At 33.7% G+C, this 17,936-nt stretch carries 16 protein-coding genes; 14 read left to right on the forward strand and 2 right to left on the reverse strand.

Going from position 1 to position 17,936, the window contains the following annotated elements; genetic code table 11:
• Positions 1–176: 176 nt before the first annotated feature.
• From BW983_RS02975 to BW983_RS03020, 10 genes are all read left to right on the forward strand, one after another.
• Complete coding sequence (locus BW983_RS02975) at positions 177–2,126, forward strand: right-handed parallel beta-helix repeat-containing protein (RefSeq protein WP_084184283.1); 1,950 nt, start codon at positions 177–179, stop codon at positions 2,124–2,126.
• A gap of 202 nt (positions 2,127–2,328) precedes the next feature.
• A complete protein-coding gene (gene purB, locus BW983_RS02980; RefSeq protein WP_047096071.1) occupies positions 2,329–3,756 on the forward strand; it encodes an adenylosuccinate lyase in 1,428 nt (475 codons plus the stop codon).
• Between the two features lie 47 nt (positions 3,757–3,803).
• Complete coding sequence (locus BW983_RS02985) at positions 3,804–4,790, forward strand: WG repeat-containing protein (RefSeq protein WP_076549824.1); 987 nt, start codon at positions 3,804–3,806, stop codon at positions 4,788–4,790.
• A gap of 5 nt (positions 4,791–4,795) precedes the next feature.
• Entirely contained in the window at positions 4,796–6,223 is a 1,428-nt protein-coding gene (locus BW983_RS02990) for a serine hydrolase (RefSeq protein WP_076549826.1), read from the forward strand.
• Between the two features lie 314 nt (positions 6,224–6,537).
• On the forward strand, positions 6,538–10,233 hold the full coding sequence (locus BW983_RS02995) for a phosphoribosylformylglycinamidine synthase (RefSeq protein WP_076549828.1): 3,696 nt from the start codon (positions 6,538–6,540) through the stop codon (positions 10,231–10,233).
• Positions 10,214–10,627: a barstar family protein gene (locus BW983_RS03000; RefSeq protein ID WP_084184339.1), complete on the forward strand. Its 414-nt coding sequence runs from the start codon at positions 10,214–10,216 to the stop codon at positions 10,625–10,627. The genes BW983_RS02995 and BW983_RS03000 overlap by 20 nt, the downstream gene beginning before the upstream one ends.
• Positions 10,628–11,040: 413 nt before the next feature.
• Positions 11,041–11,670, forward strand: a complete 630-nt coding sequence (locus BW983_RS03005; RefSeq protein WP_084184285.1) for an SGNH/GDSL hydrolase family protein — start codon at positions 11,041–11,043, stop codon at positions 11,668–11,670.
• Positions 11,670–12,002 (forward strand): gamma-glutamylcyclotransferase family protein, encoded by a 333-nt coding sequence (locus BW983_RS03010; protein WP_076549830.1) that lies wholly within the window; start codon positions 11,670–11,672, stop codon positions 12,000–12,002. The genes BW983_RS03005 and BW983_RS03010 overlap by 1 nt, the downstream gene beginning before the upstream one ends.
• 69 nt (positions 12,003–12,071) lie before the next feature.
• A complete protein-coding gene (locus BW983_RS03015) occupies positions 12,072–12,260 on the forward strand; it encodes a bacteriocin-like protein (protein ID WP_076549832.1) in 189 nt (62 codons plus the stop codon).
• 225 nt (positions 12,261–12,485) lie between these two features.
• Positions 12,486–12,944 (forward strand): GyrI-like domain-containing protein, encoded by a 459-nt coding sequence (locus tag BW983_RS03020; protein ID WP_076549834.1) that lies wholly within the window; start codon positions 12,486–12,488, stop codon positions 12,942–12,944.
• Positions 12,945–13,020: 76 nt separating this feature from the next.
• Here BW983_RS03020 and BW983_RS03025 read toward each other — a convergent pair whose 3' ends face one another.
• Together BW983_RS03025 and BW983_RS03030 are read right to left on the reverse strand one after the other, a co-directional pair.
• The gene (locus tag BW983_RS03025) at positions 13,021–13,482 is read right to left on the reverse strand and encodes a lipocalin family protein (protein ID WP_076549835.1); all 462 of its coding nucleotides are present in this window, start codon (positions 13,480–13,482) and stop codon (positions 13,021–13,023) included.
• Between the two features lie 94 nt (positions 13,483–13,576).
• Entirely contained in the window at positions 13,577–13,933 is a 357-nt protein-coding gene (locus tag BW983_RS03030; protein ID WP_076549837.1) for a diacylglycerol kinase family protein, read from the reverse strand.
• A 261-nt stretch (positions 13,934–14,194) separates the two neighbouring features.
• On the opposite strand from BW983_RS03030, the gene dnaN reads away from it, so the two are divergent.
• The 4 genes from dnaN to BW983_RS03050 all read left to right on the forward strand — a co-directional run bounded on the left by dnaN (position 14,195) and on the right by BW983_RS03050 (position 17,829).
• Positions 14,195–15,325, forward strand: coding sequence for a DNA polymerase III subunit beta (gene dnaN / locus BW983_RS03035; RefSeq protein WP_065393104.1), 1,131 nt, complete (start codon positions 14,195–14,197; stop codon positions 15,323–15,325).
• A gap of 71 nt (positions 15,326–15,396) precedes the next feature.
• Positions 15,397–16,230: a M23 family metallopeptidase gene (locus BW983_RS03040; RefSeq protein ID WP_076549838.1), complete on the forward strand. Its 834-nt coding sequence runs from the start codon at positions 15,397–15,399 to the stop codon at positions 16,228–16,230.
• An 80-nt stretch (positions 16,231–16,310) separates the two neighbouring features.
• Positions 16,311–17,141 carry an AraC family transcriptional regulator gene (locus tag BW983_RS03045; RefSeq protein WP_076549840.1) on the forward strand — a complete coding sequence of 277 codons (831 nt, stop codon included), beginning with the start codon at positions 16,311–16,313 and terminating at the stop codon, positions 17,139–17,141.
• A gap of 64 nt (positions 17,142–17,205) precedes the next feature.
• Positions 17,206–17,829: a DUF417 family protein gene (locus tag BW983_RS03050; protein WP_076549842.1), complete on the forward strand. Its 624-nt coding sequence runs from the start codon at positions 17,206–17,208 to the stop codon at positions 17,827–17,829.
• Positions 17,830–17,936: the final 107 nt, after the last annotated feature.

Raw genomic sequence — 17,936 nt, forward strand, 5'->3', positions numbered from 1 at the left:
ATCTGTCGCTGTGCTGAAGTAGCTTTGTACAATAGATAAGGGTGATGATTGTTGAAAAAAACTTTCTCACGTTTAGAAAAAATTTACATTAAATCAGATATGATTTTTGTGAATTAAAAAAATAAAAAAATCCCTTTCAAAAATAAAGTACGGGATTACATTTAAACCAAAGCAATATGAAAAATCAATTTTTAATTAAGGACACAATGAATGCTATGTATAACATGTGTTCATGTGACTTACATGATTTACAAACTGGAGTTTATGCAGGGGTAAAGTTATTGGGATATTACCGCAAAGGGGATACGCCAGCTCCGATTGTTTATTATGTATCTCCAATGGAAACCAGACCGGATGATGGAGGAAGTATCATTCATGTCGGTACAATAAAGTTGGTACACACTTTTAAGAACTCCGTAGATGTGAAATATTACGGTGTTTTCTCTGATTTGGATGCTAACGATACAACAATTAGAATTAATAAAGCGATTAAAGGGTCTTGTCCTCAAATCTTTATTGGTGATGGTGATTATAGAATTGTTGGTGATGATTCTAGTACCTCAGTAACAGATTTTTTACGTGATGCCGGAGGAATTGAGATGCAGGATAATAAAATGTTGGTTATGTCTGATAATTGTTATTTAATTCAAAGACCTACAAATAAGCAACAATATAACGTCATTCGTGCGTATAATAAAAAGAATGTTTTTATAACAGGTGGTAATATCACAGGAGACAGAGATACTCATACAGGAGTCGGTGGTGAATGGGGGTATGGAATAGCTGTTTCCGGAGGAAGTAACATCTCTTTAAAGAACATTAAAATTAAGGACTGCTGGGGTGATGGATTAAATATTCAGCATTATTATGATAAAAATAATGTACTACACTTATTAGATGGATTGACCGCGGATAAAATTATTTCATCCAATAACAGAAGACAGGGAATGTCTATTGAAGCAGGAGAAAACCTTTATTTCACAAATTGCGCATTTAATAATAGCAATGGAACTGCACCTGAATGCGGAGTAGATATAGAACCTTTGGATTCTGGATCCATCGTGAGAAATGTTTTATTCGATAATTGTGAATTTCTAAATAACAACCATGCCGGATTACTGGCAGGAGGTAGTGCAAATGTGTCACATGTAACAATTCAAAATTCAAAAGCGTATGGTAATAAAATTCCATCAGAAAGTGGGGGACAGATCAGTTCATATAGGGAAAATAATGATATTATTATTAAAAGTTCATTTCTTGAGGGGAATGCAGAAAGCTTATATGGAGTATCACTTTTTAACTCTCCCAATTCACAAATAATTGGTAATACTTTCAAAAACTGTATGTTCAATAACCAAGGAGTGATAGGGTCGGAAAACCTTGTTATTCGTGGCAACAATGTCCGTTTCTTTAAAGATTTTGAGGGTGCTGGTGATATTTACTATTATAATTCAGATAGGTTGCCTGATGATAATATCAACCAGGAAATATCCTATAATACGATCCTTAATGAAAATACAGGGATCAAGCTACTTTTATTCTTTAATGTGACAAAGAGTATTATTCAAAATAATCTGATTTCCAATTATACGCTTATTGATTTGAAAGGAAAACATAATATCTTTGAATCTAATAAATTATATGACGCAAAATACCACTCTCTTACTATTAAGGAAGATTCAGATCATTCTGTAATCAGTGGAAATATTGTGAGCGGAGGTCTCGCAGAGGATCAGGGAAGTTCTTTTATTGCTGTTGGGAAGTCAGATAATTTAGTGATTACAGATAACATTATCTCCAAAAAATCTTATTATACAGGAGCTGTTAGTCCATACACGAATGCTTTTTTTATCAATTCAGCTATTGAGAATATGATTTTTAAAGGGAATGTTCCATTAGACCTGTCAAACTTTCATGCTAGTGGAACTCCATCTGACAATCAGAATACAGTTGTGCTAAATAAAGCAACTAACGAGTATAGTGGAGCGATCAAAAGCTCAGGAGCATCGGGAGATACAGCAGTAGATGTAGGTGACAGCTATTCTAAAACCGAAGTTCAGGCAATTTTAGCTGAACTCCGAGATTTGAAATCTAAACTTAGAACAGCAAAAATATTAACGACATAAAAATGTGTTTCTAAATAATTAAACCTTGCAATAGCAGGGTTTTTCTGTTTTATATCCCTTACATATTAAATAAACTTTGAATTTAAGCCGATAAAAAATGCTTAAAATTTATCCAAACAAACAACACAAAAATCATAAAACCAAGATTTTTATCTCTCACCGAAAAACCGTATTTTTGTACATCTAAAAAGTAAAAGAACGAATGAATTCCTACAAAAATCCATTGGAAGAGCGCTATTCCAGTGAAGAAATGTTGTTTAATTTCTCACATAATAACAAATTCCGTACCTGGAGAAAGCTTTGGATCGCTTTAGCAGAGATCGAAAAAGACTTAGGGCTGGAAATTACAGACGAACAAATCGCTGAATTAAAGGCTAATGCTGAAAATATCGATTTCGATAAAGCAGCAGAATACGAAAAGAAATTCCGTCACGATGTAATGGCTCACGTTCACACCTATGGAGATGTGGCGCCTTCAGCAAAAGGAATTATTCACTTGGGAGCTACTTCAGCTTTTGTAGGAGACAATACAGACTTAATTCAGATCCGTGACGGACTTTTAATCCTGAAGAAAAAGTTGGTGAACGTAATGAAGAACTTAGCAGACTTTGCGATTCAGTACAAAGACCTTCCGACATTAGGATTTACACACTTTCAGCCAGCTCAGTTAACAACAGTTGGAAAAAGAGCAACCCTTTGGTTACAGAGTTTAGTTCTTGATATCGAAGAATTAGATTTCTTCCTTGAAACACTACGTTTCAGAGGAGTAAAAGGAACTACAGGAACAGCTGCAAGTTTCCTTGAGCTATTCAACGGAGATTATTCAAAAGTAAAACACTTAGATAAAGAACTTTCAAAAAGATTTGGTTTCGAAAAAGTATTTGGAGTTTCAGGACAGACTTACGATAGAAAAATCGATGCTAAAGTTGTTGCTTTATTAGGAAATATCGCTCAATCTGCTCACAAGTTCACCAACGATTTACGTTTACTTCAAAACCTTAAGGAAATTGAAGAACCATTCGAGAAAAACCAGATCGGTTCATCCGCAATGGCTTACAAGCGTAACCCAATGAGAAGTGAAAGAATCGGGGCATTGGCAAAATATGTAATGTCTTTAACGACGAGTTCTGCAATGGTAGCATCTACACAATGGTTTGAAAGAACATTGGATGACTCTGCAAACAAGAGATTAACAATTCCTCAAGCTTTCTTAGCGGTTGATGCAATCTTATTGATCTGGAACAATATTATGAACGGAATCGTAGTATATCCGAACAGAATCAATAAGCATATTGAAGAAGAACTTCCTTTCATGGCAACAGAATATATCATCATGGAAGAAGTGAAAGCTGGTGGTGACCGTCAGGAAATTCACGAAGTAATCAGAGTTCATTCTATGGAAGCTTCCAAGAAAGTGAAAGAAGAAGGAAAAGAAAACGACCTGATCGAAAGAATCTTAAACGATGATTCTTTAAAATTAGATAAATCAAAATTAAAAGAAGTTTTAGATCCTAAGAACTTTATCGGGTTCGCGCCAATTCAGACAGAAGAATTTGTAAAGAACGAAGTGCAGCCGATTATAGACCAAAATAAAGACTTAATAGGATTAGAAGCTGATCTTAAAGTATAAAACAGGATGCAGCCTTTTTGGGCTGCATTTTTTATTTTAAACCTGCCATGAACAAAACCTTTTTATTGATTGCAATGATTCCCGTACTGACTTTCTCTCAGAAGAAAGACGTATTGAAGTATTTTATGTCCAAGGATTCTTTAATTGGTGTTAAGAACCAGACTGGAAAAATTATCATTCAGGCAGAATTTAAAGATTATACCGGCATCAAAGACGGAGAATTATTACAAGAAGGAATTGGCAATGAAACCATTCTCTTTGTTGGCGGGAAAAGAAATGACAAGTATGAAAAAAATACCTCTGGATATGTTTATGACAGAAAAGGTAATTTTTTGTACAAACCTTATTTATTTGATAACGGAGCAGACTATTTTTCAGAAGGACTCAGAAGATTTGTGAAAAATGGAAAAATAGGATTTGCAGACCGGAACGGAAAGACCATCGTTCAGCCCAATCACGACTTTGCTTCTTCTTTCAATTATGGATATGCTGTATTTTGTGATGGCTGTGACTGGGAGAAAACAGATGATGAGCATCCTGCAATCGTAGGTGGTACTTGGGGAGTGATGAATATCAAAGGAGAAACTGTTCAACCCCTTACAAAACATTCAGAGAAAGATGTTGATATTGATGGGAAATATTATCCCTACTCATTTCAATACAACGAAAAAGAAAAAAATATTCTTAACTTCTTTGAAAAATACAATAAGATAATTTCAGCAGTTCATTATGTCAACGTTTATAATGAAATGTCTGAAGATGAAAAAAAACTTCTTTTTGAAATTGTAGAAAGACCACAGGAAAACTTCCCATATTATCAGATTAATACCTATGATAATAAGAAAACAAACTTAGCCGCATTTGATGACCTGAAATTTTTTGTGTCAGAAGATGGAAAAAGCGTTTTTACAATAAATTATGAAGATAAAATAATCCCTTTTGACAAATGGTTGAAAGAGGAAATCAAACAAGCAGAAGAATACCAAAAAAAACATTCTAATAACCCGAATAAATTCAAAAATAACCTGAATTAAACTTAATGAGAAAAAACATATTTGTATTTATTTTTGCCTTGGCATTTGTAAAGAACCATGCACAAAGCGATAAAAAAGTGTACTCAATGATAGATGCTGCAGCTCAGAAAGTTGCCGCAGAATCCAAAGCATATTCCGTTTCCGTTGGAGTTATAAAAGATGGAAAAATCTATACTAAGCACTTTGGTGAAATAGACAAAGGAAAAGGAAATAAAGCAGATAATAATACTTATTTCTCTATCGCTTCCGTTACCAAGCTTTTCACTGGGCAGTTATTGGCTCAGGCAGTTCTAGAAGGGAAAATAAATCTTGATGATGATGTACGTAAATACCTTAAAGGATCTTATCCTAACTTAGAATATAACGGTGTTCCCATAAAAATAAAAAACTTAATCTCTTACGAAACAGCACTTCCAAGAAACCTTCCTATTGATGATGAATTAAGGAAAAATATGAACGATGAAACGGCATTTCTTTACGAGAAGCTCAATAAAGGATATACCAAAGAAGACTTTAAAAAAGATCTGGCTACCGTTACATTAAATATGGAGCCAGGTAAAGAATATAAATACAGCAATTTAAGCCTTGAGTTAGCTGGTCTCATGCTGGAAAATATTTACGGGAAAAGCTATGAGACACTTTTAAAAGAAAATATTTTCTCAAAAGCGGAAATGAACCATACCAAACTGGAACTTGGTAAAAATGAAGCTCAAGCCAATGGATATCATGAAAGTTATCGTCTGATGCCTGTAGGACAAAGCCTTTTATGGGGTTCAGGTGGCTCGAAAACCGAATCTACAATGGGTGATATGGTGAAGTTTTTAAAAGAAGAACTTAACCCGCAAGATAAAATAGTACAGGAATCCCAAAGAAACATTAACAACAGCAAAGAAAGCTGGTATGGATATTTTTGGGATAGATACTGGATTTCTGAACATGGTAAAAGAGGATTTAAACATGGTGGATCCTATGGAATAAATACCTTGTTTACTGTATTTCCTGAGCTGAATCTCGGAATCTGTATAATTGTGAATATCAATGGACCAGAAACATTTACTGCACTTTATAATGGAACAGACAGTTTAGTAGCCGATATTACTTCAACCTCAGATAAAAAACAGATATACGGATATTCCGTAAAGGGAGATAAAATCGTTTTCTCTTACACACATCCGAAAAACCTTGATGGAAGCCTTATCAATACCGTATCTGTAGCGGGAAGTTTCAATAATTGGAATTCTGAAAATAAAGAATATCAGATGGTAAAAAAGAATAAAAACCTTTATGAATTGGAGGTTCCTGTCTCTCAATTTGAAAAAGGAAAGCCCTATTCTTTTAAATTTGTATTGAATAAAGAAGAATGGATAGGAGCTTCTAAAAATACATCCAATAATGATGGAACCAAAGATAATAATCTGACATTCGTATTATAAGAAAAAGATTGAGGAAAAAGAAAGTAAAAAGAGTAAATTTGTACTCAATAATAAGGTGGATGATAACTCCCAAAAGATTAGCTAATGTGAATGAAACAGAAAACAAGAATCTTACATTAGGTACTCTGAAAAATGTCTGAAGAATGAGGTAATCTGATTCTGTCTTTGTTAATTTGAGATTGTCGCATCAGTGATATGACAATTATAGAGAAAGTTTTTTTTTGTTATACTCTGTTTCTAAAGATGGTTATCATTCAAAAGATATAAAAATTGAAAGAAAAATAAATCTAATATTAAATAAAATCTGACATCTAATGTCTAATAACAAAAGAATTTTCGTAGAAAAAAGAGGAATTTTCGATGTTGAAAGTCCAAAAATTTTTGATGAAGTAAAAGCAGTTGTCCCGGCAATTCAAAGTGTGAAAGTATACAATGTATATGACATCTTCAATTTGAATGACGGAGAATTCGAAAAAGTAGTTAACAATACTTTCGTAGATCCGGTAACTGATATTTTACATACAGAAAACCCTGCAAAAAGCATCCATTTCGCAATGGAGTTCCTGCCTGGTCAGTACGATCAGAGAGCAGATTCTGCTCAACAGTGTATTGCTTTATTGACGGAAAATGAAAAGTCAAAAGTAAGAAGTGGAAAGCTGATCGAATTTGAAGGAGTTTCAGAAACTGACCTGGTGAAAATCAAAGATCTTTTGATCAACAAAGTAGAATCTCAGGAAAAAGACTTATCTGTACTGGATATTCCTGCTGATGAAACACCTTCAAAAGTAATTATCCACGAAAACTTCATCAATTTCAATGATGCTGAACTGGAAAATTTCTATAATAATCACGGTTTTGCATTAGGATTAGATGACCTGAAATTTATTCAGGAATACTTTAAAACTGAAGAAAGAAACCCTACAGAAACTGAGCTGAAAGTATTAGACACTTATTGGAGTGATCACTGTCGTCATACGACTTTCGAAACAGAATTGTCAGACATTCAGTTTGAAGGAAAATTCAAACAGACATTGGATACTATTTTCAATGACTATATCGAAAAAAGAAAATTCTTAGGTCGCGAACTGAAACCTATCTCCTTAATGGACTTAGCTACAGTTTGTGGTAAATATTTCCATAAAACAGGTAATCTTGACAACCTCGTAATCTCTGACGAGATCAATGCATGTACCATCCAGATTGAAGCAGAATACGATGGGAAGAAAGAACCTTGGTATTTATTATTCAAAAACGAAACACACAACCACCCAACAGAAATTGAACCTTTCGGAGGTGCTTCTACTTGTTTAGGTGGGGCTATCAGAGATCCTTTATCCGGAAGATCGTTTGTGTTTCAAGCGATGAGATTAACAGGTGCTGCAGACGTTTTAGAATCGGTAGACAAAACATTACCAGGAAAATTACCTCAAAAAACAATCACTAAACAGGCTGCAAACGGATATTCATCTTACGGTAACCAGATTGGTCTTGCTACCACTATGGTTTCTGAAATCTATGACGAAGGTTACAAAGCCAAAAGAATGGAAGTAGGTTTCGTTACCGGAGCCGTTCCTGTAGATTGGGTAAGACGTGAAAAACCGGCTAATGGTGATTCTATCATTATTTTAGGAGGAGCAACAGGTCGTGATGGAGTTGGAGGAGCAAGCGGAAGTTCAAAAGAACAGGACGAAACTTCTATCCACACCATGAGTTCTGAAGTTCAGAAAGGTAATGCCGTAGAAGAACGTAAAATCCAGAGACTATTCAGAAACCCTGAACTGACAAGATTAATTAAAAAGTCTAACGACTTTGGTGCAGGTGGAGTTTCTGTTGCTATCGGTGAAATTGCAGACTCTTTAGAAGTAAACCTTGATGTATTACCATTAAAATATGAAGGTCTAAACGGAACAGAATTGGCGATTTCCGAATCTCAGGAAAGAATGGCAGTTGTAGTAGATCCAAAAGACAAAGAAAAGTTCATCAAATTCTGTGAAGCTGAAAACATTGTTGCGGTAGAAGTAGCAAAAGTAACAGATTCAGGAAGAATGCAGATGTTCTGGAAAGGAGACAAAATTGTTGACCTTTCAAGAGCATTCCTTGATACAAACGGATGTTCAAAATCTCAGGAGGTAAAAATCAACCATCTTGAAGAAGTAAAAACAGAAACTAAGGCATTCAACGAAGAAAACTTCCTGAATACCCTAAAAGATAAAAATGTAGCTTCCCAAAAAGGACTATTGGAAATGTTTGACTCTTCTGTAGGAGGAACAACAGTGGCAATGCCTTTAGGTGGAAAATACCAACAAACCCTAATGGAAGGAAGTGTGCAGACACTACCGATCTTAGGAGCAAGAGATATCAAAACGGTTTCCTTGGCGAGCTGGGGATTCGATGCTGAAATCTCAAAACAAAACTCTTTATTGGGAGCATCTTACGCCGTAGTAGAAAGTGTAGCGAAGATTGTTGCCATGGGAGGTGACTATAAAAACATCAGATTAAGCTTCCAGGAATATTTCGAAAAGCTTGGTCAGTCTCCTGAAAAATGGGGGAAACCATTAGCTTCTCTTTTAGGAGCTTATGATGCACAGATCAACCTTGGATTGGCTGCTATCGGTGGTAAAGACTCGATGAGTGGAACGTACCAGGATCTAAATGTGCCACCAACATTGATTTCTTTCGCATGTGCAAATGGAGATAAACAAAATATCATTTCTCCAGAATTTAAAGCAGCTGGAAACAAAGTATATTTCTTCAACCACATTGCTCAGGAAAACGGTCTTCCAAACTATGATGCTTTAAAAGACGCTTACGAATTCATCTTTGAAAACATCAAGTCAGGAAAAATCGTTTCTGTGAAAACCGTAAAAGACGGTGGAGTAGCTGTAGCATTAGCAAAAATGAGTTTCGGAAATAGATTAGGAGCTGAAATTAATGCTGATGAAAACACTTTATTAGCTAAAAATATCGGTAGCTTAATCATCGAAGCTAAAGAAGAGCTAGGTAATGCATCTTTACAGTTAATCGGAGAAGTAAAAGATTCAGACATTTTAAAAATCAATGGTCTTGAGTCTAGCATCTTGAATCTTGTATCTGCTTATACTGGTACATTCGAAAATCTTTTCCCAACAGCAGAAAAAGAAAAGATAACGGTTGAAATTGATGAAAAATCAAACTCAATCAACCCAAGAAATATCATCATCAAAAAACACGGAATTGCCCAGCCTAAAGTATTTGCTCCAGTGTTCCCAGGAACCAACTGTGAGTATGATACCTTAAATGCATTCCAGAAAGAAGGAGCTGTAGTAAGCAGTTTACCTTTAATCAATATCAGCCACCAATTATTGGATGAAAGTATTGATGCATGGGTAGAAGAGATTAGAACTTCTCAGATCTTAGCTTTCTCAGGAGGTTTCTCAGCAGGAGATGAGCCGGATGGTTCTGCAAAATTCATTGTCAACGTTTTAAAGAACGAAAAAATGAGAAATGCAGTTCACGAATTATTAGACAGAGACGGTATGATCATCGGAATCTGTAATGGTTTCCAGGCTTTGGTTAAATCTGGATTATTACCTTACGGAAGAATCAAGGATTTGGATGAAAACTCTCCAACATTAGCTCACAACGCGATAAGAAGACACATCTCTCAGATGGTTACTGTAAAAGTAGTGAACGATGAAAGCCCATGGTTAAAGGGAATGAAAGGTCAGACTTTCACCATTCCAATTTCTCACGGTGAAGGACGTTTCATGGCTTCAGAAGAAGAAATCAAGAAGTTGTATGAAAACGGACAGATTGCAACGCAGTACATTGATTTCGATGGAAATATTGCTCACGGAATGCCATTCAATCCAAATAATTCATTATTCGGAATTGAAGGAGTTACCAGCCCATGTGGAAAGATCTACGGAAGAATGGGACACCCGGAAAGATTTACGGATGGTCTCATGAAAAATATACCAACCGCGAATTATCACAACATATTCAAAAACGGTGTTGAATACTTCAAATAACAATACAAGAAAAATGATCGTCATCCATGGCGGTCATTTTTCGTCTTTAGACGGTTTCTACGAAGAAATATCCAAGGTCTTAATGAAAGATACAGATTGGAAAGTTGGAACCTTAGACGGCTTTAATGATATCCTTTACGGTGGTTTCGGGGTTTTTGAAAATAAAGAAGAAATTGAAATTATTTGGAAAGAATCTCAAAAATCAAAAGAAGATTTAGGGCTTAAAGCAACTCGTGAATTCTACGAAAACAAAATCAAACAGGGAAAACCTTTCAATACAGAATTGATACAACAAAAATTGAATGAGCTGAATGAAGTAAAAGGTCAAACACTGTTTGATATTCTGATAGAAATTATTGATTCACACAAGAATATTGTCCTGAAACTAGATTGATGAGTAATGAGTGAGAACTTTACAATAGTAATGTTTATTTTCAACACTTTCCAGCCAGCTTCATCGAATCAACTTGTTGATTGCATCTTAGCTTCCTAAAATCTACAGAATCATAATAAAAACTTTGCGTCAAGAAAATATATTTCAACCCTTAAGAAAAATGAAGACTTTAAGATAAGTTAATCTTCATCAAAGATAAATTTAGAAGACTGCTTATATAAAATAGCTTAGCTGTTTTCTCAACTCTTCTTAATCCCTTTAAAAATCTTAATGGTTCAAAACCCTTTTCAATACAATTTTACATTAAAAATTTCTCGAAGATTGTCCAGATTCAGCAGATTTTATTTTACTTTGAAAAATATTTGATAAACCTTAGTAAGGAGTAATAATCAATAAACAGAAGAATTAATTGAATGAAGAAAATAGTGTATGGACTGTTCTTTGGAGACAGTATAACATATGGAGAATATGACGGTGTTTTTGGAGGTTGGGTAGACATTTTAAAGAGATATGCCCTGCAAAAATTCCACGAAGGAAATGGTGATGAACTGATTTTATTCAATTTAGGAATAGGAGGCGAAACTACAGAAGGATTATTAAAAAGAATGCCCGTTGAATTGGCAGCAAGAAATTGCGCTGATGGTAACCTTGTTTTTATCAGCTATGGAGCCAACGATCTTGCGATAAAAGACGGAGCTTATATTGTAGAGCCTGAAAAATTTAAAGAAAATATCAAGATTGCTGTTCAGCATGCAAAGCAGTTTTCTAAAGACATTTACTTGGTAAGTATCCTTCCCATTGCTCAAAAAATAGATGGAGTAGTGGTGGGATCCGGAAAATTAAGAACCAATGAAGAAGTTATCGTTTACAACCAGATTCTTAAAGATATTGCAGTAGAAAATTCTTTAAGTTATATTGATTTTTATAATGCAATATTAGATGACAAAGAAATTCTACTTTCTGAAGACGGAGTTCACCCAAACGAAAAAGGCTATGGAATCATGGCTGAAATAGCAATACCAATCATTGAAAAATATTTATAATGCCTAATTTATTTTCTTACGGAACCTTACAGAAAGAACAGGTTCAGATTGAAACATTCGGACGTATCTTACGGGGAGAAAAAGATGTTTTATCAGGATATAAACTGAATATGCTTGAAATTACAGATCCGGAAGTTCTACGCAAAAGCGGACAAAAGTATCATCCTGTTCTTGAATTTTCAGGAAAAAATGATGACGAAGTAGAAGGAGTGCTTTTTGAAGTTACAGAAACAGAAATTTTACAAGCAGATGAATATGAAGTAGATGATTATAAAAGAATAGAAACCGTTTTTAAATCCGGAAACAAAGGATTTATTTATGTAGGAAAATAAGCCTGCTTGAATTTATCTACGTAGAGTGAATTTTATTTAGTAGTTTTAAACTGCAAAAATAAAATTACCATGAAAAATTTAAAAAGAATTAAAAGACAAGAATTAAAAGCTGTAAAAGGAGGAGGTGCAAACCCACCTAGAATTATTTATCCTAAAGATGAAAATGGGAACTGCAGCACTTCACCCTATTATTACTTTTGCCCAAAATATGATGGATGTATGACGGGGGAAACATGGGATGCTTATTGTCCTTTGTAAAATTCAAATAATCTAATGAGCATAACATTTTAAAAATGTTTTTGATTAAAAAAATATCAATAGAAACGGGCTTTAGCCCGTTTTTACATTTAAATATTTATCAATTGGCTTTAGCCAAAACATAATAATCTGAGAAAGAAAAGCAATTATTCATCTCAAAAATACTCCTGACAAACAGCTGTCACAACTTCATTCTATCTTTGTCATACAACAAAATATCAAGAAATGAACAACGTGAAAATTGAACCTTTTAAGGTGATCGGAATTGCAGTAAGAACAACCAATGAAAACAATCAGGCAGCACAGGATATTCCGGTATTGTGGGAGAAATTGATGAAAGAAAATATTGTGGAGAACATTCCAAACAAAATAGATAATGCCATCTATTCCATTTATACAGATTATGAAAAAGACCATACAAAACCTTACACAACATTACTTGGATGCAAAGTAGAAAATCTTGATATAATTCCTGAAGGAATGATTGGGAAATCTTTTGAAGGCGGAAACTACGTGAAATTTACTCCAAAAGGAAACCTTGCAGAAGATTTGGTGATCAATGAATGGATTAAAATATGGAATATGGATTTAGAAAGAATATTTACCGCTGATTTTGAAATATATGGTGAAAAAGCTCAGAATCCTTCAGATGCAGAAGTTGATATTTTGATTGCTGTGAAATAAGTTTAACAACTACTTTTCGAAATACAAAAAAGCCTGCTATTCTAAAAACAGCAGGCTTTTTATTTATAAATGATTTTTATTTATAAAAAACAGTTTTATCGTAGTCTTTGATACCATCACCATTGTAGTCATCATTTGTAGCTACTAAAATAACAAGTTTGTTAGAAGAAAGTTCAAGTACATCAGCTACATTGCTTCCAATCGTAAGCTTCATGTGAGCAGGATTATATTCATAAGGAGTGGTAGCCTCCGTTTTTTTACAAACAGAATCTACATTGTTATAATCCACCATATAATATTTTCCGTCATTTTTGAACTCATAAGTTCCCTGTTTTTTACAATCATCAGGAACTTTTTCTGCAATAACAGTTTCTTTATTAGTTCCCGAAATCTGATATTGAGTTTGTATTTTCCAAACTCCAACAATATTGGTATTGTTATTATTTCCAGAATTATCAGGCATCGGTAAAGTATCATCACCCACGCTACAAGATGAAATAGCCCCTGCAGCAAAGATTCCGACTAATAACTTTTTCATAAGATTAATTTTTGGCGAACTTAATAAAAAATATCAAATTAAATGAATATCTTTTCTATTTTATAGAAAATTTATGAAAAGTTGATCATTTTGATCAAATGAAAAGATACTTCCAATAAATAAAAATCCCAATTATAACAGACGAAACAGCCATTATTACAACTGCTCCGGCTGAAATATCTTTGATGAAACCAATTCTTTTATCATAGTCTGGTTGTATGAAATCACAAATCTTTTCAATGGCGGTATTGAAAATTTCAGCACTCAAGACGGCTGTGGAAACAATAAGGATAATAGCAGCATCAGTATTGGAAAGCTTTAAATAGAAAATAAGAAATACATTGACAAAAAAAGCTAAAAGTTCAATCTGAAAATTTCTTTCAGTCTTTATCATCACAAAAACACCCCGAAAAGCATTGAGAAAACTTTTATGAAGAGGAGGTTTTTGCATTTTTTAAAATTATTTTTAACAAAGATAGGTTTTGTATTTTGATTGTTCCGCCGAATCTGCTATATTTGAAATACAAGATTAAAAATCAGCTCGAGGATTCCCAATCGGATCTTTTTTGAACAAAAATAAATGATTCAGAAAATTTGAACGTAATGTCAAGGCTTAAAACAGGTTGACGATGATTGTTCAAAACTCCTCAAGATTATTTTTTTCTTTGTTGTATGTATTTATTATATTTGTAGAAACTTATTATATAAATCTATGAAATTTATTATTTCAAGTGGTGAACTGCAGAAGGCGTTGCAAACTGTAAGTGGCGTAATATCAAGCTCTCAATCGAGACCTATTTTAGAAAACTATCTTTTTGAATTAGACGGAAATAATGTTACCATTACAGCATCTGACGGTGAGACGACTCTTGTTACTTCATTGGAAGTAAAGTCTGATGACTCAGGTAAATTTGCTGTTCCTGCTAAGATTTTTCAGGATTTTATCAAGACATATGGAGAACAGCCTTTAACATTTGTAGTAAAGGACAATGCGGAAGGAACTGGAAGCCAGCTTGAGATTTTAGATGAAAAAGATAATTTCGCAGTAGCATTAGATAACGCTGATGACTACCCTGAACTACCAGAATTTGACGCTTCACAAAGTGTAATAATGCCGGCAGGTGTTTTATCTGAAGCTTTAACTAATACATTATTTGCTACAAGTAATGACTCCCTTCGTCCGGTAATGACAGGAGTTCTTTTCCAGTTTGGAGAAAATGAAACAAACTTTGTTTCTACAGATTCTCACAGATTGGTTGTTTATAAAAGAACAGACCTGATGAATGCCGAGCCAATGGAATTCATTATGCCTAAAAAGCCTTTGAATATCTTCAAAAATATTCTGGCAAGCTCAAATGACGAGGTAAGAATCGACTTCAATGAGAACATGGCTAAGTTTACTTTTGATAAGCATATCTGGATCTGTAGACTGATTGATGGTAAATATCCAAACTACACAGCGGTAATTCCTAAGGAAAATCCGAATGTATTGACAATCAACAGAAACCTTTTATTAGGAGCTATCAAGAGAGCATCTATCATGTCTAATAAATCTACCAACCAGGTAAGATTCAAGCTTTCAGGAAATATTCTTCACTTACATGCAGAAGATACTGAATATGCAAACAAAGCAGACATGCAGATTCCTTGTGACTATAACGGAGAAGATATCAATATCGGGTTCAGCTCTAAATTCTTAACTGAAATGTTAACAATTTTAGGATCTGATGATATTACCATGAAAATGTCTCAACCAAACAGACCTGGTATCATTGAACCACTTGACGGTCTTGAAGAAAACGAAAATATCTTAATGTTATCAATGCCGGTAATCGGATTGTAATAGTAAATGAAGATAATAAACAAGAGAGGTTTTGGATAACAAAACCTCTTTTTCTATATAATAAAATAACCATGAAAAAAATACTTTTACTTTTTGTAGTATTACAATCTCTTATTTTATTCTCACAAAAAAATATTAAAGTATACCATGAGAAAAAGGGAGATACTTTAAGTCTTTATATGGATAATCAAGAAGCTTATCCTATGTCTTTAGTGTTTTCAGGTTTTCCTGAAGTTGAAAATATGAAAACTTCAGAGGTCTTTAGAACAACACAGATAATAGCGGCAAGATCATCAAAAAATAGAATTGCTTACTTTATTATTGATGACAAGACCAAAGGTTGGAAAGTAAAAAAAATACCAGATTATGTAATGTATACAGGAGATATTACCTTGAAAAACTATGATAAAGAATATAAATATGATCTTCCTTTTAAAGCTGGAAAGTCATTTAATATTGATCAAGGATATAATGGTAGCTTTTCACATCAAAATGAAAACTCCTTAGATATTACCATGCCAGTAGGAACTGAAGTTGTTGCTGCCAGAGATGGAATTGTAACAGATTTTGTGAGTACAAATAGTAAAGGATGTCCAACAAGAGCTTGTATAGATAAGGCTAATTATATCACAATTTTACATCCGGATGGAACATTTGCCCAATATTATCATTTGAAACAAGATGGTGTTAAAGTAAATATTGGGGATCAGGTGAAAAAAGGAGAAGTTATTGCTCTAAGCGGGAATACAGGATGGAGTAAAGGACCTCATTTGCATTTTGTATGTTATCTTCCTAGGGTAGAAAAAGATAATTACAGAGAAACTATAAAAACTATTTTCAAAATAGGTAACGGGGCTAAAACGGAATATCTAGTAGAGAAAAAGAGATATTCGAAAGATTATTGATAGTTATCTTCAACCGGCTTTATTCTTCGGATATATCGTTTTAAAAAATAATAACGTTATTTTGTACTAGGTCTTTTATCATGGAAGTAAAAATACAATCTTACCTACCATCACATTTTCTTTCAGAATTCACTACTGAAAACTATAGCGCTATTCTATGGATGGGAACAGGTGTATTTTCCGTGGATGGGATCAATTATTCTTATAATGGTTATAATATTCTGTTCCTTTCACCTTATCAAAAGCTAAAGTTTTTTGCTGATTCAGAAGAGGCTATGAATGTTCTCCTTTTTCATGGAGATTATTATTGCATAGAATATCATAAAGATGAGGTGGCGTGTAATGGACTTCTTTTCAATAACATTTACTTAAATCCAGGTATAGAACTTTCCAAAGAGAATTATGAATATATTCTGGAACTTTTTAACCACATTAAGAAAGAAGAAAGAGAGAATCATCAGTTCTCACAATCTATTATTAAAACTTATATACAGCTGATTCTTGCTATCTGTAGCAAACAAAAAAGTAGTGCTGAAAGTAGCATTACTGTTGGTGAAAAACTTCCCAATAAACATGCCGTGGAATTTCAGAAACTACTTGAAATTAATTTTAAACAAGAAAAAGAACTTTCATTTTATAGTGATAAACTTAATATAACAAACAGTACTTTAAGTAAAGCTGTAAAAAAAGAATTTGCGAAAACACCTACTCAGTTGATCAATGAAAGAATCATTCTTGAGTCTAAAAAATTACTTCATCTCACTTACCGTTCAGTAAAGGAAATAGCTTCAGAGCTGGGGTTTGATGATGAGTTTTATTTCAGCAGATATTTTAAAAAATCTGTAGGATGTTCACCTAAACAATATAGAGAAAAAGTTGGAATTTCTGTAGTGGCAAAAATGTCCATGTAATATCCTGAAATATCTATGGCAACGCGCTAAGCATGTGAATACCTTTGTTAAAAAAGTAAATCATATGCAAAACAGTAGATTATACAATCGTTTATTAAAATTAGACGCTTATTTTTTCAATTTTCTGAGAATATCAATATTTATCGTTATGGCATGGATTGGAGGGCTTAAAGCTTTTCAATATGAAGCTGATGGCATTGTGCCATTTGTTGCCAACAGTCCTTTCATGAGCTTCTTCTATAAAAATGCGGGAAATAAAGTATTGAATGAAGACCAAAAATTAGTTTCAGAATATACATTATATAAAAACCCGGAAGGAAAAGTAGTGAAGAAGAATATTGATTGGCATACAGCCAACGGAACATATATATTTTCTTACGGATTGGGAACAATGATTATTGGGATTGGAATATTAGTATTATTAGGTATTTGGTTTCCAAGAATAGGAGCTGTGGGAGGAATTTTGACATTTTTTATGTCATTAGTTACTTTATCTTTTCTGGTAACCACTCCTGAAGTATATGTTCCCAATCTTGGAGGTGATTTTCCTACACCGCAATATGGCTTTCCATACCTTTCAGGAGCAGGAAGGCTTGTCATAAAAGATATTATTATGATGGCGGGTGGATTGGTCTTATTTTCAGATAGTTTAAAGAGATTGGTGAAGCCATCTTTGAATCTGGCTTAAAATCATATGTTAAAATTATAAGAGAAGTATGCTGTAAAGTGATTTATTCAGTCCTTATGGGAGAAAAAAAACAAAATTATTTATCTTAAAATCGCTTTGAAATTTCT

Source organism: Chryseobacterium ureilyticum (genome assembly GCF_900156735.1).
In the GTDB taxonomy this organism is placed as follows: domain Bacteria; phylum Bacteroidota; class Bacteroidia; order Flavobacteriales; family Weeksellaceae; genus Chryseobacterium; species Chryseobacterium ureilyticum.

Coding starts and splice junctions, on each gene's coding strand:
- BW983_RS02985 (WP_076549824.1), top strand. CDS start 3,804: ATGAACAAAACCTTTTTATTGATTGCAATGATTCCCGTACTGACTTTC.
- purB (WP_047096071.1), top strand. CDS start 2,329: ATGAATTCCTACAAAAATCCATTGGAAGAGCGCTATTCCAGTGAAGAA.
- BW983_RS03050 (WP_076549842.1), top strand. CDS start 17,206: ATGCAAAACAGTAGATTATACAATCGTTTATTAAAATTAGACGCTTAT.
- BW983_RS02975 (WP_084184283.1), top strand. CDS start 177: ATGAAAAATCAATTTTTAATTAAGGACACAATGAATGCTATGTATAAC.
- BW983_RS03030 (WP_076549837.1), bottom strand. CDS start 13,933: ATGCAAAAACCTCCTCTTCATAAAAGTTTTCTCAATGCTTTTCGGGGT.
- BW983_RS03005 (WP_084184285.1), top strand. CDS start 11,041: ATGAAGAAAATAGTGTATGGACTGTTCTTTGGAGACAGTATAACATAT.
- BW983_RS02990 (WP_076549826.1), top strand. CDS start 4,796: ATGAGAAAAAACATATTTGTATTTATTTTTGCCTTGGCATTTGTAAAG.
- BW983_RS02995 (WP_076549828.1), top strand. CDS start 6,538: ATGTCTAATAACAAAAGAATTTTCGTAGAAAAAAGAGGAATTTTCGAT.
- BW983_RS03040 (WP_076549838.1), top strand. CDS start 15,397: ATGAAAAAAATACTTTTACTTTTTGTAGTATTACAATCTCTTATTTTA.
- BW983_RS03020 (WP_076549834.1), top strand. CDS start 12,486: ATGAACAACGTGAAAATTGAACCTTTTAAGGTGATCGGAATTGCAGTA.
- BW983_RS03010 (WP_076549830.1), top strand. CDS start 11,670: ATGCCTAATTTATTTTCTTACGGAACCTTACAGAAAGAACAGGTTCAG.
- dnaN (WP_065393104.1), top strand. CDS start 14,195: ATGAAATTTATTATTTCAAGTGGTGAACTGCAGAAGGCGTTGCAAACT.
- BW983_RS03015 (WP_076549832.1), top strand. CDS start 12,072: ATGAAAAATTTAAAAAGAATTAAAAGACAAGAATTAAAAGCTGTAAAA.
- BW983_RS03045 (WP_076549840.1), top strand. CDS start 16,311: ATGGAAGTAAAAATACAATCTTACCTACCATCACATTTTCTTTCAGAA.
- BW983_RS03025 (WP_076549835.1), bottom strand. CDS start 13,482: ATGAAAAAGTTATTAGTCGGAATCTTTGCTGCAGGGGCTATTTCATCT.